This window comes from Nitrospira sp. Ecomares 2.1 (assembly GCF_965152585.1).
Genome location: NZ_OZ224219.1, coordinates 3,484,196 through 3,508,797, shown reverse-complemented (window position 1 = coordinate 3,508,797; position 24,602 = coordinate 3,484,196). Strand labels below are relative to the sequence as shown.

Annotated in this window: 21 protein-coding genes; 10 read left to right on the top strand and 11 right to left on the bottom strand. The window is 48.7% G+C overall.

Going from position 1 to position 24,602, the window contains the following annotated elements:
• The first annotated feature begins 10 nt into the window (after positions 1-10).
• Positions 11-1,405: an MBL fold metallo-hydrolase gene (locus ACWHYD_RS15485; protein WP_447962928.1), complete on the top strand. Its 1,395-nt coding sequence runs from the start codon at positions 11-13 to the stop codon at positions 1,403-1,405.
• A gap of 542 nt (positions 1,406-1,947) precedes the next feature.
• Here ACWHYD_RS15485 and ACWHYD_RS15480 read toward each other — a convergent pair.
• Together ACWHYD_RS15480 and ACWHYD_RS15475 are read right to left on the bottom strand one after the other, a co-directional pair.
• Entirely contained in the window at positions 1,948-2,292 is a 345-nt protein-coding gene (locus ACWHYD_RS15480) for a hypothetical protein (RefSeq protein WP_447962927.1), read from the bottom strand.
• A 117-nt stretch (positions 2,293-2,409) separates the two neighbouring features.
• On the bottom strand, positions 2,410-4,023 hold the full coding sequence (locus ACWHYD_RS15475; protein ID WP_447962926.1) for a hypothetical protein: 1,614 nt from the start codon (positions 4,021-4,023) through the stop codon (positions 2,410-2,412).
• A 203-nt stretch (positions 4,024-4,226) separates the two neighbouring features.
• Between ACWHYD_RS15475 and ACWHYD_RS15470 the strand changes: the two genes are divergently transcribed.
• Together ACWHYD_RS15470 and ACWHYD_RS15465 are read left to right on the top strand one after the other, a co-directional pair.
• Positions 4,227-4,586, top strand: a complete 360-nt coding sequence (locus ACWHYD_RS15470; RefSeq protein WP_447962925.1) for a PRC-barrel domain-containing protein — start codon at positions 4,227-4,229, stop codon at positions 4,584-4,586.
• 353 nt (positions 4,587-4,939) lie between these two features.
• The gene (locus ACWHYD_RS15465; RefSeq protein WP_447962924.1) at positions 4,940-5,281 is read left to right on the top strand and encodes a cupin domain-containing protein; all 342 of its coding nucleotides are present in this window, start codon (positions 4,940-4,942) and stop codon (positions 5,279-5,281) included.
• A gap of 47 nt (positions 5,282-5,328) precedes the next feature.
• Here the strand turns inward: ACWHYD_RS15465 and ACWHYD_RS15460 are convergent, their stop codons facing one another.
• The 5 genes from ACWHYD_RS15460 to ACWHYD_RS15440 all read right to left on the bottom strand — a co-directional run bounded on the left by ACWHYD_RS15460 (position 5,329) and on the right by ACWHYD_RS15440 (position 10,208).
• The gene (locus tag ACWHYD_RS15460; RefSeq protein ID WP_447962923.1) at positions 5,329-6,201 is read right to left on the bottom strand and encodes a M48 family metallopeptidase; all 873 of its coding nucleotides are present in this window, start codon (positions 6,199-6,201) and stop codon (positions 5,329-5,331) included.
• 276 nt (positions 6,202-6,477) lie between these two features.
• Positions 6,478-7,419 (bottom strand): alpha-L-glutamate ligase-like protein, encoded by a 942-nt coding sequence (locus tag ACWHYD_RS15455; RefSeq protein WP_447962922.1) that lies wholly within the window; start codon positions 7,417-7,419, stop codon positions 6,478-6,480.
• A 1-nt stretch (position 7,420) separates the two neighbouring features.
• Positions 7,421-8,881 carry a UUP1 family membrane protein gene (locus ACWHYD_RS15450; protein ID WP_447962921.1) on the bottom strand — a complete coding sequence of 487 codons (1,461 nt, stop codon included), beginning with the start codon at positions 8,879-8,881 and terminating at the stop codon, positions 7,421-7,423.
• Positions 8,882-8,955: 74 nt separating this feature from the next.
• Positions 8,956-9,483 (bottom strand): ATP-dependent zinc protease family protein, encoded by a 528-nt coding sequence (locus ACWHYD_RS15445; RefSeq protein WP_447962920.1) that lies wholly within the window; start codon positions 9,481-9,483, stop codon positions 8,956-8,958.
• A 254-nt stretch (positions 9,484-9,737) separates the two neighbouring features.
• Positions 9,738-10,208, bottom strand: coding sequence for a response regulator (locus ACWHYD_RS15440; protein ID WP_447962919.1), 471 nt, complete (start codon positions 10,206-10,208; stop codon positions 9,738-9,740).
• Positions 10,209-10,790: 582 nt separating this feature from the next.
• Here ACWHYD_RS15440 and ACWHYD_RS15435 point away from each other — a divergent pair.
• Both ACWHYD_RS15435 and ACWHYD_RS15430 read left to right on the top strand, forming a co-directional pair.
• On the top strand, positions 10,791-11,471 hold the full coding sequence (locus ACWHYD_RS15435) for a PRC-barrel domain-containing protein (protein WP_447962918.1): 681 nt from the start codon (positions 10,791-10,793) through the stop codon (positions 11,469-11,471).
• A 222-nt stretch (positions 11,472-11,693) separates the two neighbouring features.
• Positions 11,694-13,154, top strand: a complete 1,461-nt coding sequence (locus ACWHYD_RS15430) for a glucose-6-phosphate dehydrogenase (protein ID WP_447962917.1) — start codon at positions 11,694-11,696, stop codon at positions 13,152-13,154.
• A gap of 36 nt (positions 13,155-13,190) precedes the next feature.
• Here ACWHYD_RS15430 and ACWHYD_RS15425 read toward each other — a convergent pair whose 3' ends face one another.
• From ACWHYD_RS15425 to ACWHYD_RS15415, 3 genes are all read right to left on the bottom strand, one after another.
• Complete coding sequence (locus ACWHYD_RS15425) at positions 13,191-13,619, bottom strand: MgtC/SapB family protein (protein WP_447962916.1); 429 nt, start codon at positions 13,617-13,619, stop codon at positions 13,191-13,193.
• A gap of 63 nt (positions 13,620-13,682) precedes the next feature.
• The gene (locus ACWHYD_RS15420) at positions 13,683-14,573 is read right to left on the bottom strand and encodes a mechanosensitive ion channel family protein (RefSeq protein WP_447962915.1); all 891 of its coding nucleotides are present in this window, start codon (positions 14,571-14,573) and stop codon (positions 13,683-13,685) included.
• A 17-nt stretch (positions 14,574-14,590) separates the two neighbouring features.
• Entirely contained in the window at positions 14,591-15,769 is a 1,179-nt protein-coding gene (locus ACWHYD_RS15415) for an AI-2E family transporter (protein WP_447962914.1), read from the bottom strand.
• An 841-nt stretch (positions 15,770-16,610) separates the two neighbouring features.
• Between ACWHYD_RS15415 and ACWHYD_RS15410 the strand changes: the two genes are divergently transcribed.
• From ACWHYD_RS15410 to ACWHYD_RS15395, 4 genes are all read left to right on the top strand, one after another.
• On the top strand, positions 16,611-16,790 hold the full coding sequence (locus ACWHYD_RS15410; RefSeq protein WP_447962913.1) for a DUF1328 domain-containing protein: 180 nt from the start codon (positions 16,611-16,613) through the stop codon (positions 16,788-16,790).
• 119 nt (positions 16,791-16,909) lie between these two features.
• Positions 16,910-17,203 (top strand): hypothetical protein, encoded by a 294-nt coding sequence (locus ACWHYD_RS15405; RefSeq protein ID WP_447962912.1) that lies wholly within the window; start codon positions 16,910-16,912, stop codon positions 17,201-17,203.
• A 698-nt stretch (positions 17,204-17,901) separates the two neighbouring features.
• Positions 17,902-18,354, top strand: coding sequence for a hypothetical protein (locus tag ACWHYD_RS15400; protein ID WP_447962911.1), 453 nt, complete (start codon positions 17,902-17,904; stop codon positions 18,352-18,354).
• Positions 18,355-18,521: 167 nt separating this feature from the next.
• Entirely contained in the window at positions 18,522-18,917 is a 396-nt protein-coding gene (locus ACWHYD_RS15395; protein WP_447962910.1) for a response regulator, read from the top strand.
• Between the two features lie 112 nt (positions 18,918-19,029).
• On the opposite strand, the gene ACWHYD_RS15390 is transcribed toward ACWHYD_RS15395, so the two are convergent.
• Positions 19,030-19,965, bottom strand: a complete 936-nt coding sequence (locus tag ACWHYD_RS15390; RefSeq protein ID WP_447962909.1) for a hypothetical protein — start codon at positions 19,963-19,965, stop codon at positions 19,030-19,032.
• 364 nt (positions 19,966-20,329) lie between these two features.
• Between ACWHYD_RS15390 and ACWHYD_RS15385 the strand changes: the two genes are divergently transcribed.
• Complete coding sequence (locus tag ACWHYD_RS15385; RefSeq protein WP_447962908.1) at positions 20,330-24,511, top strand: response regulator; 4,182 nt, start codon at positions 20,330-20,332, stop codon at positions 24,509-24,511.
• The last annotated feature ends 91 nt before the right edge of the window (positions 24,512-24,602 follow it).

Sequence of the window (24,602 nt, the reverse complement as noted above, 5' to 3'; positions counted from 1 at the left end):
TCCACAACTCATGATCATTAAACAATTTCATGTGGAAAGTCTGGGGCACGCCTCCTATCTTCTCGGTTCGGAAGAAACCGGAGAAGCCTTCGTGGTGGATATACAGCGGGACGTGGAACCCTATCTCAAAGAATCCCGCACACAGGGAATGAAGATTGCGTATGCCCTGGAGACCCATCAGCACAACGATTATGTGACGGGAATTCGTGAATTGGCCGAACGCATTCCTCTCCAATGCCTAGCGGGCCAACATGCCAAGCTCGGATATGACGCGCGTCCCATGGCCGATGGAGAGCGGTTAACAATTGGAGAAATAGACCTTCAAATTCTGCATACTCCGGGACATACACCCGAACACATCAGCGTTCTGGTGACGGACCGCTCGCGGGGTAAAGAACCCGTTCTGCTCCTCTCCGGGGGAGCCTTGTTGGTTGGGGATGTGGCCAGACCCGATCTTTTGGGTGGAACGGATGAAGCGGCTCATCACGCGGAGGTCATGTGCAAAATGCTCCAAGAAAAAATTCTGCCGCTTCCGGACTATGTGGAAGTCTACCCCACGCATGTGAGTGGCTCTCTGTGTGGGGGGAATATTGGAAGCAGGTTATCCACGACGATCGGGTACGAACGCCGGATGAATCCTCTTCTGGCCGATCTGTCCAACAAAGACCATTTCGTCAAACACTGCCTGGATTTAAAGCATCTTCCCGGTGTACCGCCCTATTGGCCCAGGATGCGGAAAATGAATACCGAAGGCCCCCCTCTTCTTGGAACCATGCCCGAACCGCCTGCACTCACACCGGACCAGTTTTGCCGACAACAGGAAGAAGGGTGCCTTGTCGTCGATTGCCGCCAAGCGGAAGGGTTTACCACTCACATTCCCGGTGCGCTAAACGTTGGATTGGGATCATCGTTTGCGACATGGGCGGGTACGGTCATCCCGGCGGATACCCGGGTCTTACTTGTTTTGGATAATCCCGCAGACCTTTGGGAAGTGTCCTGGCAGCTTCTTCGAATCGGATATCCTACACCGGCAGGTTGGCTGGCTGGCGGGATGTTCGCATGGCGAACGGCAGCGAAACCCCTCCATCAGTTAACACAGTGGTCCGTGTGGGATCTTCAGGCTCACCTAGAGAAAGATTCCGATCTGGAGGTATTGGACGTTCGCCAGCCGGGGGAGTGGGCTGCCGGTCACATCAAGAATGCCCGATTTGTGACGGGCAGCGAACTCCCGCAAAGTGTTCAGGAAATCAGAAAAAATCTACAGGTTGCGGTCATCTGTGGAAGCGGATACCGCTCGTCGGTTGCGGCAAGTTACCTTCAACATCATGGCTATCCAAACATCGTCAATGTGATTGGAGGAATGAGCGCTTGGAAAAAGGCTAACCTTCCGATTATCAAGGATTAATGCCCCAGTCCGGCCCGCTTGAGGGCGCCACAGGATTCCGCAAGAATTGTTCTATTTCAAAAGGCTTGAGCCCCCAGATGGTTGGTGGTGAAATTGACGTGTTAAGTTGGTTTGCTTTTGCCACCGCGGATCCTCTTCGGTAATACGACTCCTTTTGAGCATTTGGCCGCTCTTGTTGTTTTCGCCTCGGAGGATTCTTCTGCCATCGTAATTTCAGACATTTATCTGGAGGATATGTCCTGGTTGCACTCTATGAATGAATGCCCGGTGATATCGTGGAAAGAAGATGACGATATACACATCGAATGGGGTCAGGCCCATAAAGGGCTTGATGTGTAGGTTCCCAGAGGATAATAGAGATGTTCACAAGAAATGATTAAAATGTCGATGTGATTCAAACGGAGATAAAAAACTCTGTCAACAACGGGTGTCGGCCGATCGGACGATCTCCCCTTCGTCCGATCGGCTCCTACCCCTCACTAGATGGCATTCCCTGGCCCTAGTGATGCTTGTATGTCATGAAGCTCCTCATATCAATCTCATCACATACCTTGTTGACGTTTTTCCCTTTCTTCTGCCTTTTTATCTTCACCCGTATATCCTTGTGAGGTGTCGCCTGGGGGAAAGGTGCTAGGGCTGCCAAAGGTTGAACCTTCTTCACCTACACCACCCGGGCGGGCTTCTCTTTGCTGATCCTCCGTAGGTTCAGTATTCCGGTTCGACTGACTTTTTGACTCAATCGTCCCCTGATTTTGCTCGCCCTGCATGCTTGGGGAATCTCCAGCTTGACGCTGTTGGTCGTTCATCCCGACCTGACCTGCAAACACGGAAACACCGGAAAACACGAGGAACGCGGACATACCCATGACGGTTAAAAGTTTTGTCATGTCACTTCTCCTTTGAATAGTGGTTATTATTAATTAAACGGCTCAGACTGTAAGGGTTAAATGTTGAAGGTTTTGGCCTCTGGATCCTAGTGTGAAGCTCAGAGGTCTCTTTCCAATTTATGGACGGTATCCTTCCGGGCGATCATCATATTCCTTCATATTGGATCTCCTGGATTGATACTGATCGTCGTTCTGCCGTTGGGAATCATAATCCCTCCGCGGGGCTGTCGTGTTGTACCGGTCAGACAACTGCTCCATATCTCTGTAATTTCCTTCGCGATTCTGGGAATACATGGACCTTTGCCTATCACCTTGGAGATCATCATAGTTCGGCCTGTTTGAACGGGATTGGTTCCTGTATTCCCGATCGCCCGAATTATTGTAATTTCTTCCCTCGCTGCGAGAATACTGTTCATTTCCGCGATCCCGATAATCATCCGAATATGATCCTTGTCGATTTCGGGTAGTTGAATTCTGCTGATCAGCCCCTTCATATTGAAAGGCTCGATCATGTGGCGGAAATTCGGTAGGGCTGAAATTGTTCCGTTTGGTCTGATAGTCTTCAGCATTCTGATCTTGATAGTGCCTTTGCCGATCATCTCCCGAACGGCTCATGCGAGAACGGTTCTGATCATATCGATCATACCCTTCCCGATTGTTGTGAAAAGTGGGCGTATCTTCGTAGTACCGATCCCGAACCTGGTTTTTTTCATCCTGCCGTTCATTCCACTTGACCAGATTTTTCCTTTCCTGTTCGGTCAGGTTCCAGTGCTTTTGGACATGGGAACCCACATTTTCACCTTCATCCAGAATGGGAAGATTCCCTAATTGATTCTGGGTGACTTTCATTTTGAAGGATTTATTGCCTGCTCCCTCCAATGCCTGCCAGGGGACCGAAATTAACTGTCCGTCCGGTTTCCTGATGATGGCATAGGCAATATCTCCATTATTATTTGTCATCACCCTGTAGACACTTCCGATTTCCTTGCCATCAGTCGACTTAACCGAGTAATGGGCATCTTTATCCGAGATATCCAATCCGCCTAATTGCCCGGCTGGAAGAACAAAGTATTCCCCTTCCACTCCACCTGTTCCATAGTAGTCCTCACTATCCCCCATGGACCGCACAAATGTGGCTGTATTGTTTTCACCTAATTTGGCTTTGACAAACTCCCCTTTTTGGAAATTACATTCGCCAAACCTAAAGCCCTGTTGTTGGGAGGGCTGTGAATTACTGGGCATACCTGGAGAACTTTGACCGGAAGTCCGTCCACTCGGATTTTCCAAGAGACTACCACTCGAGGATTGAGAGGACGTAGAGGAGTCCCCTCCGGGAGAATTTTGGGCCATTTGATTTTGCCCGGAAGTGCTTTGCGCGGAAGACTTTCCGGTGGAACTCCCTTGGTCCATTGCGGAATGTTGGTCTGTTATGGACTCTCCACTCATGGAAGACGATTGTGATGTTTGAGTTCCTTGAGGACAAAGCTGATTCGTTTGATCAGTGATCCGGAAGGTAATTCGTTCTCCATCGCTAGTACGCAAGGTGATTTTCTCACCATTCTTTTTGGAAATTTCGCCCTTAATGATTTGTTCGATGGCGTTCGAATGTCCCCGGTCCCCGCGTTGTGAACGGTCCTCCCGAGACATGCCGGATTCTGCCAACAACGGGAATGTCAGCAGTGGAATGCCGGCGAGAAAAATTGTTTTGACCATGTGACTTCGCAACTTCATGGTTTGTACCTCCCTAGGGGTTGGGGTTGAAAAATATGATGATGGTCATGTTCGTCACAATAAATGTTTTTGTGCCCGGAGCAACTGTTGAAAACCCTAGCGGTTTCCCAAGGGTTTATCACAGTTCGACCCGATGGGACGCCATGCTATACCGAATGAAACGGTTCCATATTATTCATTTAACGATTTGCAAGGAGGTCCGTATGACTACCAAAATTCGACAGGTGCTTTCATCCAGTTCCATCACCGGTGACACAGTGCAGAATATGGATAGAGAAGACCTCGGAGAAATTAAAGATTTAATGATTGATCTGTCGGAAGGCCGGATTGCGTATGCCGTCCTTTCATTCGGAGGATTTTTAGGGATGGGTGATAAGCTCTTTGCGATTCCATGGGAAGCCTTGAGTGTGGTGCAGGAAGAAAAAGTGTTTCTCTTAAACGTACCAAAAGAAAAGTTGGAACAAGCCCCTGGATTTGACAAGGACAATTGGCCTGATATGGCTGATGTGACCTGGGGCCAGAGTATCCATGAATATTATGGGTACAATCCTTACTGGGGTTAAATAAAAGGAATGAACATTCTGAAGACAAATTTGACATTGGATGAATGCTGCTCAGAAAGAACCCGCCGTCCGGCGGGTTCTTTTTTTTTCGAATCACACCTCCTCTTCAATAGTTGGGGTAGCGTCAATTTTCTTCTGAATTATCACGGATTGACCCATTCCTTCCCGAATCCACAATCTTCTTCCGTGGTTACTCTAAAGCCATTCCTGCAGGATAATAATTAACCAAGATTTCGATTGGTTCCGGCATGGATTACCAGAGATCAGCCAGGGTTTTATAGAGTTGGTGGGATGAATTCAAGCATGTAATCTTTTAATGAAGAAACACATCAACAGAGGAGGCATGGACATCTATGGCAGATACCAGTGTTAAAAAAGTACAGGCGGATCATTCTCCCAAGGGTTCCATGGGACAGAAATATTTAGCCTCAGGTGTTGGATTGGCAATGCGATTATGGGAGGAATTACCAGTCGGGTACACACACGAATCATCTACCAGGGATTATGAAACAATCGGATATGTGATCCAGGGACGTGCTGAGCTTCAGCTTGAAGGGCAAACGCTTTTGCTGAATGCGGGAGAATGTTGGGTTGTCCCCAAGGGCGCGAGCCACAGTTATAATATTCTGGAAACCTTTACCGCCGTTGAGGCGACTCACCCTCCTGCACACATTCATGGGAGGGATGAAGTCTAGCTCAAGTTTGTCTTGGTTCCCCGTGGCGTTTTGGAAAGCAAAGGAATTCAGCCTCCGACTGGGGGAAGGGGAGTGTCTGGAGCATGCTGAACCTTTTGATAAATTTCCAACGCCTCGGGCATCGCCTCTTTAAGACGTGTAATCCTTGTCTCATGGCTGGGATGGGTGGATAAAAATTCGGAGGGTGTCCCTTGGCTACCTTCCTGCATTCGTTGCCAGACCCGAACGGCTTCTTGAGGGTCATATCCCGCCTTGGCGGCAAGGAGAATGCCAATGGTATCGGCTTCGGATTCATGGGTCCGACTGTAGGGTAGGAGAACGCCGACTTTTGCTCCCAAGCCTAAGGCGGCCATGGTGGCTTGTCCTACTACCGGTCCCGCACCACTTGCGCCCAGCCCTAACGCCGCAGCGGAGAGCCCCGCTTGAGAAAGTACTTCCTGGCTCATGCGCTCCGAACCATGGCGTGCGAGGGCATGGACCACCTCGTGTCCGAGAATGGCCGCCAGTCCTGCATCGTTTTTCGCAACGGGGAAGATTCCCGTATACACAGCGATCTTCCCGCCCGGGAGGGCGAAAGCATTTGTGGTCTGGTCATCTTTGATCACCGTCACTTCCCACTGGAATGCCTTGGCGTCTTCCGCAAACTTGGATTCTTTGGCGGCTTGAATAATCCTGTCCGCCACACGATTTACGGCTTCTTGTTCCTCAGCAGATTGAGATTGCTGGACCTTAGGATCGGAAAGAATTTGTTGAAAGGCCTGCTCTCCCATTTCTGCGGCCTGTGATTGAGGGACCACCACAAGTTGCGATCGATCGGTATACGGAACGGTTTCGCAACCCATGGCCATACCGGTCAACATACATAAAACACAGAAAAGTTTAACCTGCTGAAAACGAATTACGCTGAATGGGTTGGGCATTGGTTTTCTCACTTTACCGGAAGAAATTATATTTTTCGTTCACACGATTTTGTACGAAGGTGCAATAGAAAATGATGACCGTACCGTATAGGGAAATGCAAAAGACAAGTGACCTGTGATTGGTGGATAAAATGTCCAGGTTGCGAACAAGAAGATTTGTTTTCGCAAGAGAATGCTTTGAATGCAGGTTGGGAAATATTAGACGACTTTAAAAGAATCGAGGACGGCAGGAATGTTGGCTCATTGAGATCATGATGTGGCCTGATGGGGAGAATATCAGGATTGAAATTGCCGAATGGCAAACTCAATACGGTCCTGGACGCTGGTAAGAGCCCGGGCGGATTGTTCTACCAGGTGTAGACGGGGGAGAAGACCGGAACAATTGGCAATTTGAATATTTAACCCAGGGCGGGCGTTCACCTCTAACAACAAAGGGCCCTGATCTCTATCGAGAACAATATCGACTCCCAGGTACCCTAACTTAAAAATATCGTAACATTGGGATGCCAATGTGAGGAGATCCTTCCAATTAGGAATGACAAGACCCGTGACGGAATTATTCGTATCAGGATGTTCACTGACAATTTCATTTAATAGCACGGCTGTCTTGGTAGTACCGGTCGCCATATTGACACCTACCCCCAAGGCTCCCTGATGCAAATTGGCTTTGCCATCTGACATCCGGGTAGGCAGGCGAACCATTGACATAACAGGCACGCCCAGAAAAACAATAATCCGGATATCCGGAACACCCTGGTAACTAATAGATTCGAAGATCGGGTCAAAATTAACGCAATATTCAATCAGTGCGGTATCAGCCGCCCCACCCAGACTATACATGCCACTTAATACGTTGGAAATATGATGCTGCAGTGTATCCAATGAGAGGATGATCCCGTTGGCTTTTCGATATTTATCCTTAACCCGCCCTCTGATGACCACGATGCCATCGCCTCCGCTTCCATGAGCGGGTTTGATCACAAATTCTGTATGGGTATTTAATAATTTGGGAAGATCGCGGATTTGTCTTTCAATTTCAATTTTTCCGTACAGTTCAGGAACAGCCATGCCGGCTTGGGAGCAGAGTGTTTTAGTCTGGGCTTTATCGTCGACGAAGGGATAAAACCGACGTTGATTGAAACCCAGAGTATACACGGCATTTCGTTTGTTCAGCCCCAGAATGCCCTGTTTGGATAAGTTGCGGAATGCCTTGAACATGTTATGAGGATTTCAACAGCTCTTGAAACCGGCGGACTTCAAGTAGGCGGTAACCCGTGTACCGTCCCAAGGCAATTGTACAGGCTAAGAGGATGAGGAGTAATTCAGGAAAAGTAAAAAACACATAATCCATTGTTTCAAGACTCATGAGTAAATAGGTGAGGGAGGCCACCGCCAAACTTCCTGTGGCCTGCTGAAGAGCTTCACCAGGGCCCCGTTCATCCCACACAATCGACATGCGTTCAATCGTCATGGTGACAATAACCATAGGAAATAAGGCCACGGAAAGTCCTCTTTCAATCCCCAGGTGATGAGAGAGGACACTGACCACCCCCATCATTAATACCACGACAATGAGGACGGCAGCGAGGCGGGGAACCAGCAGCAATTTTAAATGTTCCAGGTAAAATCGAACCGCTAAGCCTAACGCGATTAACAGAGAAAAAAGGGTGATTCCCCAAAGCAATTGAGTTTCTCTAAATGCCAACGCAATGAGAATGGGCATGAACGTTCCAAATGTTTTTAATCCGACAACATTTCTCAGCAGGACGAGGAGGAAGGCGCCTACAGGAATGAGAATAAGGATGTGATAAACGATCTGCTTCTCCACGGGCAGGCTGAACAGGGAAAATTTCAACCAGGCCGGATTCATGACCATGCCACGGGCAACCGCAGCTTGTATGGCTTTTTCCTGGTTAGGGCTGGCGGAAAGACGAAATTCAAGTTCCTTCCCTCCATCAATGTGGAACAAGGGTGCATCGCCCCGCCACCAGGAAAGATAGTTGTCCGGAATTCCGGTTTTGACCTCCTCAAGGTCGAATGGTACCCACGTATCTTCGTCAAAGACTTCAATCCACTCTTTCAGATTAACGGTTCGAGCCTCCCTGCTTAATTCGATTCCGTGAACCACACGGGCGGGGGTTCCATTTAAAGTGATAATTTGAGCGATGGCTTGTTCAGCAGGTTGTTGAGAGAGTAAAAGGGCTTCATAGGAATCCGGATTGATTTTGGTAAATCGTCGAATCAGGCTCAATGTTAACGAAGTGGTGTCTGCCGTTTGTTTCTTGACCTCAGCGAGAAGGGCTATGGCCGCTTGAAGAAAGGCGCCTTCAAGAGTGGGGAGGTTCCCCTGCGAATCCTGGGGCTGCTGAAGAGCATCGGTAAACTGTTGAAATTCCGTTTCCCAATTCTTCATTTGGCGAATGATGCCGCGGTAGTAAAGAATCTGAACCCCTTCTGCCTGACGTTTCGACCAGGTGACCAGCCGGTTTGGGCCCTCTACTTTTTCCGTGACACCATATTCTTGCCCGATGAAGGATTCTGTGGTGATGATATACGGGAGGATGGATTTCGGGGTAAACATGGAAACCTGCACAGGCCCATCTGTTGCTTGAAAGCTGATGCGGCTCTCCACATTCCAAACCTCAGATGTACTTTCAGGATTGAGTGGGAATCCTAACACGACGACTTTGTACAGAAAGATAGAAAGGCCCAAAAGAGTAAGGAGGAAAATCAGAGAAATGAAATGAAGGCGGTTCACTTTTTGGATTGAGAGGAACAGTCAGGTTTTAAAAGATGGGTGGTGGAGGAATCGACAATAAAATGCCCTGACAAAAACATTCGCCCGATTAATAAGGGATATTTGTAGTTACTACGATCGGTCAGATTCACTTCCGTTTGTTCAATATGTGTACCCAGGCAGAGGTCTAAAAGAATGACGGGGCGTTCGGAGGATTCCCGTTCATGCTGTTTGATTTTGACGGTCCGATGAACCTTACGCTCGAGGGTTGTGTGTTTTCCGTCCTGGGCGGTGATGTCAAATCTGACCCAACGTTCATTATCCTTGGAGAACGTGGATAAATTTTCGGCATGCAAGGAGGCGCTCTTTGCTCCGGTATCCAATTTGGCTTCAAGACGAATTGAATCGGGAATGAGTATGACCTCTTCAACCCAGCCGGCACGTATGGGATGGTCCTTGGCCATAAGGGGTATAGGAGGTTGGAATAAGGCTCCCCCGAAGGTCAACATGAATGCCAAGGTGAGCCGGCCATTCAATTCCGTCATGGGCAGAATCACGCGCCTAAACAAAAATGAAAGATGTGGATAAATCCAACCCCGGTCAAGGTTTTTTGGGAATGCGTTAAGGCCTGAATTCCCGCATAAATTATCATAACCCCCTATGAAAATATAGTTTAACGGAGAGAAAGACCACGGGGGGAAGGAAAAAAATGAAAAGGATAAATTTTTCAAGCCAATCTTGAAGAAGCCGAAGTTCCTTCAGGTGATGATATCTGGCCCCTCGAGAGGCCTGATCCGATTTATGAGTTTCGCTTCATGGTCCAAATCCGATCAAGGGCTGTTTTTAAATTTTCAAGAGAAAAAGGTTTGACCAGAGTGGCGGTTGCTCCAACCGAGACAGCATGATCGATGAAGAAAGGATCGGAATGCGCCGTCATGAAAATGATGGGGATGATGGAAATACCGGATGTCGTTCGTACGGTATGGATGAATTGAAGGCCGTTCATCTCCGGCATCTGATAATCACACATCACAAGATCGAACCGTGAATAGCTCAATGCGCACAGACCTTCATGCCCATCATCCGTTTCCTGACACACATATCCCAACGAGGTTAATCGCGTTTTTAATATTTCCCGATGATCCGGGTTGTCCTCCACGATTAAAATTCTGCCTTCAGGTGAATTCTCGGAGAGTGGCGGAAATGGACTGATGGGTTCCGATGAATAGATTGGGAATGACGATATTGTAAAATTCTTTATTGTGCTCATTTGCATTTTCCTCTCCGTAAGTGAAGGGTTGCTGGCAATTTCGGCTATTTTTGCCTGATCGTCATGTTTCTGCCGCTTACGAGGGGGAGTCCTCTCCTCTTTTACGATTATCACTATTTCATCGGAAGTGCCAGGGACAAATACGGCGGAAATATGGGTTCTTGTCTTTTTCGCATGGCAGGTGGACGGAAAAGGTTCTGCCGAGCATAGGACGGTCGTTGGGCGGTTTCAGCAGTTACGCTATGACCGTTGAAAACCGCCGATGAATGAAAGCTCTCCATGTCCCCGTGTGCATGGTGAGGGAACTATAGACATTTGGTTTTTTGGGATGGTCGATTTGTCCATTGGCTGAATGTCGGCCACGTGATATTGGAGAAATACATTCAGCGATTATGAACCTCATGCTGTTGTTCAATCCTATTTGGAAAACCCAAAGGTTCTTCAATTAATCGGCACATTCACATTTGGAGAAGGGGGTCTGAAAAGTATTTGAACGTAAAGACGCTGCTCTCTCAAGCTGGTTGAGAAAGTTGACAGCACGGAGATGGATGGAAATGGACCTAACCAAGAAAGGGGAATGGTATGTTACGAGATCTCGATAAAATCAATAATTGCGTGTTACAAGGGACGGACGGGATTATAGGCTCCGTGGCCGATGTGTATGTGAATGACCAGACGTGGAAAATTCATTATCTGGCGGCTGACACCGGGAACTGGCTTCAGGGCCGCCATGTGTTGATTTCCACCCAGAGTTTTGTGCATCCCCATGAGGACATTGGGTCATTCCGGGCTTTAGTCAGTAAGGCTCAGGTCGAGGAGGCTCCTAAGTTTGAAATAGAAAAACCTATTTCCTGGGGAAAGGAACGTGAAATCTGCAACTATTATCGATGGAGTACCTATTACCCTATTGACGAAAGGGAACTTTCGGTATTTCCCGGACTATTGACCAGCGCAAAGGGTCTCAAAGATTTTTCCCTCCAGGCGACGGATGGAGAAATCGGAAAAATTATTAACTTTCTCATCGATGATGCCAATTGGACCGTACGGTATTTGGTCGTGGATACCTCGAAATGGTTGGCCGGCAGAAAGGTGTTAATTAGTCCAATGTGGAATAAATCCATAAATTGGGCAGAGAGAATGATGGTCGTGGACCTCAACCAGAGCCAAATTGAACAGTCTCCGGAGTATGATCCAGCTGCCCCAATCGAACGAGTCTATGAAATTAATCTGTATAAACATTACGGGAAACCACATTATTGGTAGAACAATTGAGAAGACATTCCAGGCCGGAATGAAGGAAGGATTCGTGAGAGGAACATCTGATTCAAAACATTCAATCAGGATAATACCCATGTGGCGATCCAGGCAGTCCCTCACGCTCCGATTCTTTTCCTGGTCACCCCACACATGTTCTTTTGCATATTGGTGGAGAGACCTGGTGCTACCCAAGGCTTACCTATTGCATTGAGGTACACAAAAGTCCTTATGTATGAACATCTGATTATTTTTGGAGCCACAGGGGACGTCACGAAGCGGTTTGTTTTTCCTGCTTTGGCTCACGTGTTCGCCAACCGGGGTCTTCCCAGGGAGCATAGAATCACGGGAGTAGGACGACGAGATTGGACGACTCCTCATTTTCAGGAGCATGTCTCCGAATTGCTCGATAACCATGAATCTTCACCACCCCCAAGATCCCGGGAAGGATTCTTGGAATCTTTGGACTATGCACGTGTACAGGATATTTCCGACCCTCGACAGATTCAGGCCATCTTTAGCCAGCAGGCAGGGTCAACGCTCCTCTATTTAGGGTTACCGCCACAGATGTTTCCGTCGGTGTTGGAAACATTTCGACACGTGACGTTACCGCCGGAATCCCGTGTCATCATCGAAAAACCGTTCGGGTTAAGCTATGCCCAATCAATGGAACTGAACGGACTTCTGCATCAGAAATTCCCTGAAGGCATGGTATTTCGTATTGACCATTTTTTAGGAAAGCCGGTGGTGGACACCATTCTCGGTCTCCGGTTTGCCAATCCTGTGTTCACCCCTCTCTGGAACCGTCATCACATCAAAAAGATCGAGGTGATCTGGGACGAGACGTTGGCGCTGGAAGGGCGTGCAGACTATTATGATCACGCCGGAGCGCTGAAGGATATGATCCAAAATCATCTCCTTCAGTTGATGGCTGTCCTGGCGCTGGGACCATTGGAGTCCATGTGGTCTCCTGAATTTCGGGATAAAAGAGTCGAATTGTTCAAGGCTATTAGAAAACCCTCAAAGCCTGAAATCCGAGCCCAGACCGTACGGGCTCGTTACGAGTCCGGGGAGATAGGTGGTGTGCGGATTCCCGGCTATGCAGAAAACAGGGGAGTGGTTTCAGAGCGAAACACTGAAACCTTTGCTCAAGTGACCTTGTGGGTCGATAATGAACGATGGCAGGGGGTGCCTTTTGTGTTACGTTCGGGAAAAGCCCTGGGTCGGGACCGACAGGAAATTCTGGTGCATTTCAAGGGTGGACAGAGAAGTACCGAATCCCTTCTTTCTGAAGAAGGCGGCAATATCTTGCGAATAAATCTCGGGAGCGAAAAAGTGAACCTTGGAATATTTACCATCCATGAACCCGGAGGAATTACACCTGAACCAATGAGGGTGGACGACCCAGTGTCGCCTGAACATCTTTCCCCCTATGAACGGCTGTTTCTCGAAGCCATGTCCGACAATTTGCGACTTTTTGTGCGAAATGACGAGGTAGAAGAGATGTGGAGCATCATGCAGCCCATTGCCGATGCGTGGGCCGAAAACCTCGTGCCCCTGCAAATTTACCGGGCTGGATCCTATGGTCCATCTATGGGAGATCAAGGCGAGGTTGCAGAGTCCAGAGAGTCCAAAAAGTCTCGAACGAAGGAGGAATCTCCTGCCCGCGACCCATCCTCCTCATATCTCTAGGATCCCATCCGAACTCTGGTGATGATGGTTCGACTGTTACTTGTTTTTCAACAACGGCATGAACCGGAATGTTAAAAAATTCAACACGCTTAGCACCAGGGCAATTTCGTAACGGTCCCAGGCCACGGCCATACCGATGGCTCCGGTATTCCAAATGCTCGCCGCAGTGGCAGTCCCGGCCACATTTCCTCTCTCTTTGAGGATGGCCCCTCCGCCAATAAATCCAATTCCGGTTAAGATGCCGTATATGACACGAGCTTCGGCATCGGTGGAATTCAGCACATTGATCCCTGTCAGCATATACGCGCAAGACCCGACTGCAACCAAAGGGAAGGTGCGGAGCCCGGCACCGCGCGATTCATGTTCCCGATCCCAACCGAGAGGAACGGCCAAAAGAAAGGCAATGAGCAGATGATACAAATGCGACCAGACCTGATGCCAGTTCAGATCGATTAATCCATCCATTGGGAATCCCTCATTTTGGAGGCCGGACAAGTTGGAGACGCTGGGACCTTCGGGATAAAAGTGTCACCTATCATGCGGCACGTCCTGTTCTTTCCGGTGGCGTGTGATCAAGGTCTCCAATGGTTCTTTAAATGTTAATGTGCGATAAGGGAATGGGATCTCAATCCCGGCGGAATCTAAGGACTGTTTCACCGCAGCCACAACCTTGTCCTTGGATTTTCTGATGTCCACCGGGCGGGACCCAGTCCACCAGGTCACCTCGAAGTCAATGCTACTGGCCCCAAAACCCTGGGCAAAGACTTGTATGTCTTTCTCCTGATTGACCGTGTCCAATCCTTCTAATGCGCGCCGGATTACATCGCGTCCAGCATTGACATCCTCTCCATAGGCGATGCCGCACATGATGGTGACCCGGCGCAAATCCCGGTCTGTCCGCACGATGACCGGATTTTTAAACAGCACGCTGTTGGGAATAACTACTCGTTGGCCATCCGTTTGACGGATATGGGTATCTCGAATGGTGATTTCTTCTACAAACCCTTCCAGGTCCTCGCATTCAATGACATCCCCCAATTGAAACGGCTCGCGAAGGAGGATCAAGATGCCGGCCAGGAAATTTTCAAAAATATCCTTGAAGGCAAATCCAATGGCTATGGATCCCAACCCCAATCCTGTGAGAATTTTCCCCGGCGTTAAGCTGGGAAAGATAATAATGGCCGCAATCAATATTCCGACTATCCAAATGCCGATGTACACGAGTTTCTGAAGTAATTCCAGAAGAGATTCCCGTATGCCAAACCGAGAAAGCAGTCGGGTCAATAGGGTTTCCAAAGCCTTGGTGCTTAACCAGGTCAACGCAAGGATCACGATAGCTGAAATCACATTCGGAAGGTGAGCCAATGCCTGGCTTCCCATTTCCCGAAGACTGTTCAATATAATGTTGAGGGGTTCCATGTGTTATCCGGCAACAATCAGGTCAGACCTGAGGATTGAGGGGTAATAATTTTTCCATGCACTTCCGTAATATCTCCCGACTGAAGGCGGGGAATAATTAACTCCTTCGCCAGGATTTTCAAACAGGCCGCAAAGGGGATGGCCAGAATGAGGCCTAACACTCCCCCTAGAGCTCCGCCGATTAAGACGACGAGCAGAATCGTTGCGGCACTGAGGTCGGTGGACTGACTTTGAATCCAGGGCGTGAGAACCCAACCCTCAATGAATTGAACACCCAGATAAACTGCGCTGGGCCAGACCAGGACTTGCATCCAATAATCGTCGATAGAGGAAGGCCCCATGGACATATCTAAATATTTCAACAGGAGAGCAATAGGCCACATCAGGGTGGCGGCATAGGGAATCAGGCTCAACACGCCTGCGCAAAATCCCAGGAGAACCCAATAGGGCATTCCCACCAGGTACCAGCCACCTCCAAACATCCCGCTCATAATCAATGCAATGAGCAATCGTCCTCTGAAAAATTCTCCTATAGCCACGTCCATTTCTGTCAGCAGCTTTTCCCAGCGGGGATCGCCTTGAGATTCGAGCAAACGCCAAAAAGTTTTCTGGATGGAGGGAAAACTCCAGGCAAAAAAGAAAAAGTAAATGACGATTAATGAAAGGGAAAATAAAAAAGAACCCAGTGTCCCGATTATGATATTTGTAAAATAAAACACCTGCCCGGTTCCTGAGAAAAATGTTTTCAGCGTAGCGAAGGGATTACTCTTAATATTGGTGGAAACTTCATAAAGCCTGCGGGAAATGTCCTCGAGGTCCACCTCATACCGGTTGGCCAAAATGGAAAGATATGTCGGGACTTTTTCAAAGAAATGCCGTAGTTGATCGACAAGAAGTGGTCCTATCCACAGAACGAGGCCACTGAACAGCAGGCACATAATCATGGCCATGAAGGCCACGGCGACCCACCGCGGCAACCTCCAGGCCTGTTCCACGTAATCCAGTGTGGGGTCAGCCAGGTAGGCCAAACCCAGACCAATCAAAACCGGAACAAGAATGGCCTGTAATTGCAAGCATAACCAGAGGAACCACACAACCACTCCGAGTAAACACAATTCACGAATGGCCACGACTTCCCAGAGATGCAGATTTCTGGAAAATTTTCTTCTGGTCGTGGAGGGAGTCGGCAATGGCATACATTATGTCCGCAATATAAATTTTCACGCCATCAGTGATCGTTGGAACACGATCTCTGAGTCAGCTAGAGGTTTTCCTGGTGTACTCAAAACTTTCTACTAAACGCTGAGACAGCTTTGCGAGTGGCCGAACCTGCACGTGCACAAGAATACACCGGGCGTGTGGGCTCCAATAAAAAGAGGCGTAGAAAGGATGAGGCTATGTTCCCTCTGGTTCTACAGACCTTGCTTTTCCTACTTTCCATCTAAATCTCTAACAAAGTTCCTGTTGATCCTATATAGATAAAACCCAATCCTCTCACTTACAGATGTCTATTTAAAAAATAATCGTCTTGAGACATGATAGGAAAATCAACGATTCAATTCCTGGATACGATTTCATATCGGGAGGAGTAAGCCGTGTACCGGAGGGGAGAGAAAATATGAGAGATTATCCAAACGCAGGAAGCCCTGATAGAGGGAGGCCGAGGGTAGAATGGAATCGGAGAGAGGTCGAGGGGGATGGGTTGAATGGCTCCAAAGACCATCCGCCTGCCATCCCACCTCCGGAACCTGAAAAAAAACGACCACCCATGGGTCCTCCAAACCGGGACCCTAAGCCGGAACCGATTAAGGATCCGCTTGTTCCCCCTCCGCCGGGAAAGGACCCTTTAGAAGAACCCAAACCCATCGGTGATCCTCCTGATAAGACGGATCCTCCAATGCGTATGGGTGTCATGACAAGAGTTTGTTCTAATCAAGAGGCAGCGGATTTTTCCCCCTATAGAGACAGAGTTTCATTCAGTGCCTACCGTCATCGCAGGATCTCTAATAACCATGACTCACTAGGAAGGAGCCTTCTATGACGATACTAAAATGGGCGGCAATTTTCTTTGTCATTGCGCTCATCGCGGGTGGATTTGGGTTTTCAGGGATTGCTGAGGGAGCTGCGGGAATCGCACAGGTATTATTTTACATTTTTCTCGCAATCTGCGTTGTCATGGTGCTGATCGGAGTATTTGTGGCCAAAAAAATTACATGAACCCGTTTGATCAACCGTGGAGACTTCAAGGAATAGGGTTCATTGGCTTTATTGACGATTCTGGCGCAAATATGGAGGCAAGGCCATGAAGGAATCCTGGCCTAGACAAGAGGGATATTATGACCAATCACGAGAAAGCAAAATTGATTGCGCCCTGGATTAATCCTGCGGAACGGGTCACTGTCGATTTTAAAGATGAGATAGGGTTGAATGCTGAGGTCTTCGGGTGCACCGAAAACGTCGTCCATTTATTATTTCAAGAAGCTTTCCCACATATAAAAGAACAAATCACCATTCCGTTGAGAGAGGTGGAGGTTGGAGAGGATCATGGACGCTATACACGGGACCCCGATACACCTCTTCAATGGCGATTGCGTTTGCAGGTGAATCGAAATCGTCCTGAAGGCATGTGAAGTCTTGCCAAATTCACCCTTTCCGAACTCAGGCATGTCATCGGGACAAGGAAAATTGGACGATGTGGAATATCCTAGCAACAACTTGTCCATACAATATTTCGCGGGTCTCCGGTAGCATTAAAAAAAGAAGGAGTGAATGGGACCGCTGGCAGAATTATCTCGCGATGACGGATACAAGCGGGATCCTCTGTCATAATTTATTAACTCACTTAGAATAAAGGAGTAGAAATATGCCAATATTATTGTGGTTATTAGGAGTTCCTGTCAGTCTCATCCTTGTACTATGGTTGTTCGGGGTCCTTTCTTTTTAAATGCCTGTTTGGTTGAACAGGATTTATGAATCAGGGATTGTGCAACCTTGTGAATCCCGTCGGGTTGGAAGGGTACATCCCTCACTTAAACCCTAACCCGGTAAGCTTTTCTTGTACATGGAAGCGGGCCTGGGACATTCCATTTGAGGAAATGTCCGGGCCCGTTTTCATTAAAGACCTCGTCGCTGCCTCAGATGTAGATTTCCGTTCATTCTTATCCACCACACCCTCACATTTCAGACGTCGCTCTAAAGGACAGGCTCCTAGAGAAATTAAAAAGAAATGTCCATTGGGTTAATGCCAAGTATCCTGTATATGAATAGGTCATTCTGATCAAAAAATGTGTGAATGCCATTCATAACGAAAAGGGATTGGGAGACGCCGATGAAAAGGAATTTACTCCATGCCGGATATGGTCAGGGACAAAGGGATCTGATCTTTTTGCCTTTTGTACTCGGTGCGTTAGTGTCAGTGCTGCTCTTCTCTTTTCAGGTGCCGTATATAGAAGCAACCTATGGGACAGATCCCGCCCCAATGAACGTGCAACAGAAATGTCGGAATGGAAAGCCTCTTTTGGCCGGCTCCTCGGGGACGACGTTGATTTATTCATTTCAACCTTGGGGTGGTGTGAGGTTCGTCGATTCCGAAAGGCCTTTTATTCCTAGCCGGGATATTTATATCCTGACCCTGCTCCGGGGATCGGGGCCATATCCCTTGTCAATGGCCGAAACCATTCCTGTGGCTGCAGAATCAGAAATGCGTACGACGCGGGACGCCGGGCGTCCGACAGTGCAATTACTTCGATCGGGAAATCCGAATTGGGTGACCACATTTTGAGAAATAGAGAAATGCTTTAATCAATGAGGCTGGTTGTGAACTGAGGTCTGAGAACGAATGGTGCTCTATTCTAAACGGTTCTGGCAGTTGCTTGAAGGGTGAATCAGTATTTTTTAGCTGGAGCGGGTGTGGGGAAATGACTTACCTTATTAACCACACGGACTGTGATGAGTAAACTACTTATTATCGACCCCGATTCCGATTCACAAAAGACATTGGAACGTCTCTGTGATTGGTATGGAGTAGAGAGTGTCATTGCAGAAAATCTTTCAGACGGCATTTGTCTCTATACCCAAGAATCCATCGATTGTATCGTTATAGACTTGTTTCTCGAACAGAAAAGCGGGTTTTCGTTTATTGCGGAAATTACCTCCCAAGACAGTCATCCTCTGATTATTGCAACATTCTCGGCCGCTCGCGCCCCAAAGTTCAATATTAGAAGATTTGCCCATTTGTTGGGGGCGTCATACGCCTTCGAAAAACCCCTTAACCCCAGGTTGTTTCTTCAGGCCATTAGTGATCTGGTGTCATACATTCGCATTGAGCGAGACAAAGGCTATTAAAACATAAGACGGTCAGGATAAATTCGTCTACCACAGCTCTTCACGCTCTGTTCACCGTATGTAATCGTGGTCCCATTCTTCCAAATATATTCAGATACCTGTTAGAGAAACGTTAGGCCATCTGCAGATCCCGAGAATAACGGTGCCCCGTTTTATTCCTCGAAGAAGGTTTTGACCCATGAGCCCCATGAGCCCGCCATGAAATCTCTTCATCCTTTAACGAATGAGGAGAAACATGAAAATTTAAAGTGATAGTGGGGTCGAGGAGAAATGAGTCGCCAATCCGGGTAATGACGTTCATACAGGAAAGGCAGAGAGGTAGATGCCACATCCGGTAATCAAACCCGTATCCCTCTCTGAGCATCTCGTGCCATTTGGAATCTTCGAGACAGGGATAGTACGGGGGGTCGCTTTTTCGATAAAAAGGCAACAATTCTTGTAAATTGTCCCGGACCTGTTGATTGAATAATTCAGGGTTAGCCCCTTGGTTTTCCACTAAAGATTGGACGTCTTGCGTGGTTAATCCAACCTCTTCTGTCGCTTGAAACCACCCCTTTTGCCGCCATCGCGCAAAGTTTTTATAAATGCGTTGGGTCTGGCCTTCTTCCAAACCGAGAAGGAATCCGACCTCGACCGGTTTCATGCCATACAGGTGGTAGAACAGACAGATCAAACCGTCCCGACTCAGTACGGCTCGATTAAGCAGGCCATCCAAGTACCGGTACAAAATCGGATTGGATGTTGATGACGCCTTGGATTCCTGGGGTCTTCCAAAATAATCGGATATGAATCCATCCAAAAGCAGGGAAGGCCGGCAGGGGAGTTGGGAAGGACAGTATTCGATAAACCGTTCAACCAGATCAAAAGAAAGACGCAACAATAATTTTTCATGTGCCGAATTGTCCGCCCATTGCCCCATATCTTGCAAAATACGCCGGATATGGCTCGAAGAACGTTCGAGAAAGTAGGAAAAGTTTGCCGGAATGAACTGGTTGAATTCCTGAGGACTATTAATCACACCATTCATTGATGGAGATAAAGTTTTCAACGTCGGCCTCCTTGCTGGGGGATAAAGAATGAATGAAACATAAATATCATTTCTTCAAATCATGCCATCTGTCTTGTTGTACAAATTAACGAAATGATCCCCCATTCCGTACTGTTAAAATCCCTTGATTCTCCGGATCCCGACCCTAGGGAGGACGTCCCCTCAATCAGGTTCCATGAAAGGGAAAAAGTGAGAAAATCAGAGAGGGTGTTTCCCTCAAGCGGGTGAAACACCCTGATTTGTCAACTGAAAGAATGGGCCAGATGTGATAGGGTTGAGCCTGCGAATCTGGGGCATGAGTCAAAAATCTGGTTTCTCTCCGTTAACCTGAGGGGCTCATACAGGTGAAAGGTCTTTTTCCATAATGTCATCAAACCAGATGGCAGAACTCATCCGGAATAAGGATTGGACGGATACTCCCTTGGGAGATAGAGCCAACTGGCCCCCTCAGCTCAAAACCTCCGTCCAAATAATTCTGGATTCGAGATTTCCTATGTTTATCTGGTGGGGAGAGCATCAGATCAATATTTATAACGATGCCTATATCCCGATGTTGGGAAATCGGCATCCGGAGGCCTTGGGGGAATGTGCCTCGAAAATTTGGGCAGATATTTGGGAGGTCATTGATCCGCAAGTGCAAATGGTGTTTCAGGAAGGTCGAGCAACCTGGAATGAAGACCTTCCGCTTTTTATGAGCAGATACGGGTTTTTGGAAGAAACCTTTTTTTCTTTTTCGTACAGTCCGATCAAGAACGATCAGGGAATGGTCTTGGGTCTCTTCTGTGCCGTGACCGAGGAAACAGGTCGGGTATTAAAAGGGCGAAGACTCGATACCCTCCGGCAAATTTCCAAGGTCACCGAACGGTCAGACTCGGTTGAAGAAGTCTGCCGGTTGTCAGCGGATGTTCTTGCCCGGAGTTCGCTGGATATCCCCTTCAGTTTGATATATCTATGGGACGCTGAAGAGCGTCATGTGTGTTTGAGGGCACAGTCGGGATTGGCGCCGGAATCCTCCCTTGTTCCGAATCGCCTGGAGGTGGATGGAGATAATTTTTATCCACGGCCGTGGTGGCCGGTGTCCTTTTCGCCCAGGTGGGAGGAGGCCGCGTTTTCCATTACGGTTGATTTGGGTGCTTCTGCAGGAGTCTGGCCGGAGCCCTGCCGCCAGGGCATGGTCTTACCTTTACCATCGTGGGAGCGAGAAAAAAAAGCCGGATATCTGGTTGTGGGGATCAGTCCGAGATTAGCGGTGAATGGGAGATATTTTGAGTTTCTGAATTTGCTCGCCAACGGGATTTCCGGTTCCATCAACCGGGCGCAGGCGCTGGCCGAAGAGCGGAAACGGAATGAAACACTGGCGGAACTGAATCGTGCCAAAACAGAATTTTTCAGCAACGTGAGCCACGAGTTTCGAACGCCGCTGACACTGATTCTTGGTTCCTTGGATGAGGCAATGCAGAACACCACTTTCACTACGGCTCCGGCTGTGGAGGTGGCCCACCGGAATGCTATGCGGATGCTGAAGCTGGTGAACACGCTATTGGACTTTTCCAGCCTGGAAGCGGGACGGATGAAGGCCGTGTTTGAACCGGTGGATGTAAGCGGGTTGACAAGTGACCTGGCTTCGACATTTGAATCGGCCATGAAAAAAGCCGGCCTGGAATATATTGTGTCCTGTTCCACGCTGTCTCAACCGGTCTATGTTGATCGAAGTTCCTGGGAAAAAATCATTCTGAACCTGCTTTCTAATGCTCTGAAATTCACGCTGCAAGGACGGGTTTACGTGGAAGTCATTCCCCATGCGGAAGGCGTGGATGTTCGGATTGGGGATTCCGGGGTCGGTATGAATCGGGAGACGCTTTCTCATGTGTTTGAGCGTTTTTTCAGGGCCAAGGAAGCCTTGGGACGAACATTTGAAGGAACCGGAATCGGTCTGGCCTTGGTGAAAGAGTTGGTGGAAATGCATGGCGGGAAGGTTCATGTTGAGAGTGAACCCGGAGAGGGAAGTGTGTTTACCGTGAGGGTCCCCTTCGGCTTTCATCACCTCCCGCCGGAGCAGGTAAGCCACACGTCCACGAAACCCACCGACGAGCGTTTAGCGAAGTCTTTCATTCTGGAATCCGAACAGTGGGCCGGAGGGATAGATCATGAGCCGTCCGGTCAAAAAGTTCTCCAGAATGAAGGAGATTCCGTTCAGAAGACGGAGCGCTCACGCCCCATCATTTTATTGGTGGAAGACAATGGGGATATGCGGGACTATATGACGCGATTATTGCGGGCGGACTATGAGGTGGTTTCTGCATGCGATGGGCTGGAAGCCTTGGAGCAGGTTCACATGGTCCATCCCCATCTCATTTTGAGTGATATCATGATGCCTCGCCTTGATGGGCTCGAGTTGCTTAAACGGATTCGGTCCAATCGGGACCTGCAATCGACGCCGTTTATTTTCCTGTCGGCAAGGGCCGGTCAGGAGGCCGAGGTGGATGGACTGCTGACCGGTGCGGATGACTATCTGGTCAAACCGTTTTCGGCGGCAGAACTGCTGGCCAGAGTGAAAAAAACACTGGCATTGGCAACGATGCGTCGTGCTGCGATCGAATATGAATCCCGCTTCCAGCATCTGGCTCATCACCCCGATGTCATGACCTGGATTACAGAAGCAGACGGGAATTGTATCTTTCTCAGTCAAACCTGGTATGACTTTACCGGTCAGACGGAGGAAACCGGCCTGGGTGAGGGTTGGATGACGGCTATTCATCCTCACGATTGTCCATCCATTCAACAGGCGTTTTACGAAGCGAACAGAAAAAGACAATCCGTTCGACTGGAATATCGTCTTCGGAGTGCAAAGGGGGAGTATCACTACGTTCTGGATTCCGCCTCTCCCCGCTTTAATTCGGACGGCGGCTATCTGGGGTATGTCGGTTTGGTGCTGGACCTTTCCTATCAAAAAGAGATGGAAGAACAACAGCGGGAAAGTGAAGAGCGGTTTCGCACGCTTGCCAATACGATTTCTCAATTTGCCTGGATGGCCGACTCGACGGGATGGATTTTTTGGTACAACGCACGCTGGTACGAGTATACCGGTACCACGCTCAAGGACATGGAAGGGTGGGGGTGGAAGACTGTCCATCATCCTGATCATGTCGACCGGGTGGTTGAGAAAATCAGCCGGTGTTTCCAGACGGGTGAAATATGGGAAGACACCTTTCCTCTCAAGAGCAAGGACGGAGAATACCGGTGGTTCCTTTCCCGTGCCGTACCGATTCGGGATCAGAATGGGAAGGTGGTGCGATGGATTGGCACCAATACGGACATTACCGAATTAAAAACGATGCAGGAGCAACTCCAACATCTGACAGCCAAATTGGAAAGTCGAATTGCCCGACGCACGGAGGAACTGCGCCATAACCAATCTCGCCTTCAATCGCTCATCGGGGAGCTGATTCTGACGGAACAGCGGGAACGACGCAGGATTGCGGAGGAACTTCATGATTTTTTGGCTCAGCTCCTTGTGGCCTGCCGGCTGCGGGTCAGTAGCCTGGAGCAAATGGTGAGTGCTTCGGGAGGTCTGGTTTCTGTTCTTCAAGAAATTGATCGCATTCTCGATCAATCGTTGGGCTATACGCGCTCTCTGGTCGCCCAACTGGTCCCGTCGGTGCTGTATCAATTCGGGTTGTTAGAGGCCTTGCGGTGGCTGGCCGAGGATATGAAGGAATATGGGCTCTCTGTGGAAGTTCAAATGGAACGTGACCATCTGACCCTCACGGAGAATGAGGCGGTGCTCCTGTTTCAATCCGTTCGTGAACTCATGCTGAACGTGGTGAAACATGCAGGTGTGAACAGGGTGTGCTTGGCTGTCACCCTTTCCTCACCGGATGAGGTCTGCATCGAAATTGCGGATCAAGGCAAAGGATTCGATCTTCACCTCATCGAACAACACAGCCATTCCTCCAATCAATTCGGACTGTTCAGTATTCGGGAACGAATGTCTTTATTAGGTGGGCGGATGGTCATAGACTCAACTTCCGGTTCAGGGACACGCATCCGCCTGTATGCATCCCTGCCCGATCAGGCGCGACCGAATGCGGCCTTTTCTTCTCTGGCTCCGGCCCCGATGGTGGCTACGGAGATCAGTCAGGAATCAAGTCCGGAAAGGTCGTCAGGATTTCGAGTCATTCTGGTGGATGATCATGCCGTGGTTCGGCAGGGTTTGCGAAGTCTGCTGGGCGCCTTTTCCGACATTGAGGTCGTGGGGGAAGCCGGGGATGGGATAGAGGCTATCCGTCTGACAGCATCTCTGCAACCCGATGTGGTGGTCATGGATATCAATATGCCCAAAATGAATGGTATTGAAGCCACCAGGCAGATTCGTCATCACCACCCTGGGATTCAGGTAATCGGATTATCGGTTCGTCAGGATAAGGAAACAGAGCAAGCTATGCGTGGAGCCGGTGCAGCGGCATATTTATCCAAAGAGTCCGCCGGCCAGGAACTCTATCGCCTGATTGTTCAATTAGTCCGCATGCACCAAAAATTCAGTTGAGCCTCAACGCAGATTCCAATCCAGGACATTTTTTGTTCACGCTCGCCGATTTTGTCAACTGACATCCTCTGAGCGTTTCCTCATTCTATTC

What these genes read in the sequence shown, in the direction of transcription:
- ACWHYD_RS15425 (WP_447962916.1), bottom strand. Translation starts at nt 13,619, where the DNA reads ATGGATGGATTAATCGATCTGAACTGGCATCAGGTCTGGTCGCATTTG.
- ACWHYD_RS15385 (WP_447962908.1), top strand. Translation starts at nt 20,330, where the DNA reads ATGTCATCAAACCAGATGGCAGAACTCATCCGGAATAAGGATTGGACG.
- ACWHYD_RS15445 (WP_447962920.1), bottom strand. Translation starts at nt 9,483, where the DNA reads ATGACGGAATTGAATGGCCGGCTCACCTTGGCATTCATGTTGACCTTC.
- ACWHYD_RS15440 (WP_447962919.1), bottom strand. Translation starts at nt 10,208, where the DNA reads ATGAGCACAATAAAGAATTTTACAATATCGTCATTCCCAATCTATTCA.
- ACWHYD_RS15470 (WP_447962925.1), top strand. Translation starts at nt 4,227, where the DNA reads ATGACTACCAAAATTCGACAGGTGCTTTCATCCAGTTCCATCACCGGT.
- ACWHYD_RS15410 (WP_447962913.1), top strand. Translation starts at nt 16,611, where the DNA reads ATGACGATACTAAAATGGGCGGCAATTTTCTTTGTCATTGCGCTCATC.
- ACWHYD_RS15435 (WP_447962918.1), top strand. Translation starts at nt 10,791, where the DNA reads ATGTTACGAGATCTCGATAAAATCAATAATTGCGTGTTACAAGGGACG.
- ACWHYD_RS15395 (WP_447962910.1), top strand. Translation starts at nt 18,522, where the DNA reads ATGAGTAAACTACTTATTATCGACCCCGATTCCGATTCACAAAAGACA.
- ACWHYD_RS15460 (WP_447962923.1), bottom strand. Translation starts at nt 6,201, where the DNA reads ATGCCCAACCCATTCAGCGTAATTCGTTTTCAGCAGGTTAAACTTTTC.
- ACWHYD_RS15400 (WP_447962911.1), top strand. Translation starts at nt 17,902, where the DNA reads ATGAAAAGGAATTTACTCCATGCCGGATATGGTCAGGGACAAAGGGAT.
- ACWHYD_RS15465 (WP_447962924.1), top strand. Translation starts at nt 4,940, where the DNA reads ATGGCAGATACCAGTGTTAAAAAAGTACAGGCGGATCATTCTCCCAAG.
- ACWHYD_RS15485 (WP_447962928.1), top strand. Translation starts at nt 11, where the DNA reads ATGATCATTAAACAATTTCATGTGGAAAGTCTGGGGCACGCCTCCTAT.
- ACWHYD_RS15420 (WP_447962915.1), bottom strand. Translation starts at nt 14,573, where the DNA reads ATGGAACCCCTCAACATTATATTGAACAGTCTTCGGGAAATGGGAAGC.
- ACWHYD_RS15405 (WP_447962912.1), top strand. Translation starts at nt 16,910, where the DNA reads ATGACCAATCACGAGAAAGCAAAATTGATTGCGCCCTGGATTAATCCT.
- ACWHYD_RS15475 (WP_447962926.1), bottom strand. Translation starts at nt 4,023, where the DNA reads ATGAAGTTGCGAAGTCACATGGTCAAAACAATTTTTCTCGCCGGCATT.
- ACWHYD_RS15480 (WP_447962927.1), bottom strand. Translation starts at nt 2,292, where the DNA reads ATGACAAAACTTTTAACCGTCATGGGTATGTCCGCGTTCCTCGTGTTT.
- ACWHYD_RS15415 (WP_447962914.1), bottom strand. Translation starts at nt 15,769, where the DNA reads ATGCCATTGCCGACTCCCTCCACGACCAGAAGAAAATTTTCCAGAAAT.
- ACWHYD_RS15455 (WP_447962922.1), bottom strand. Translation starts at nt 7,419, where the DNA reads ATGTTCAAGGCATTCCGCAACTTATCCAAACAGGGCATTCTGGGGCTG.
- ACWHYD_RS15430 (WP_447962917.1), top strand. Translation starts at nt 11,694, where the DNA reads ATGTATGAACATCTGATTATTTTTGGAGCCACAGGGGACGTCACGAAG.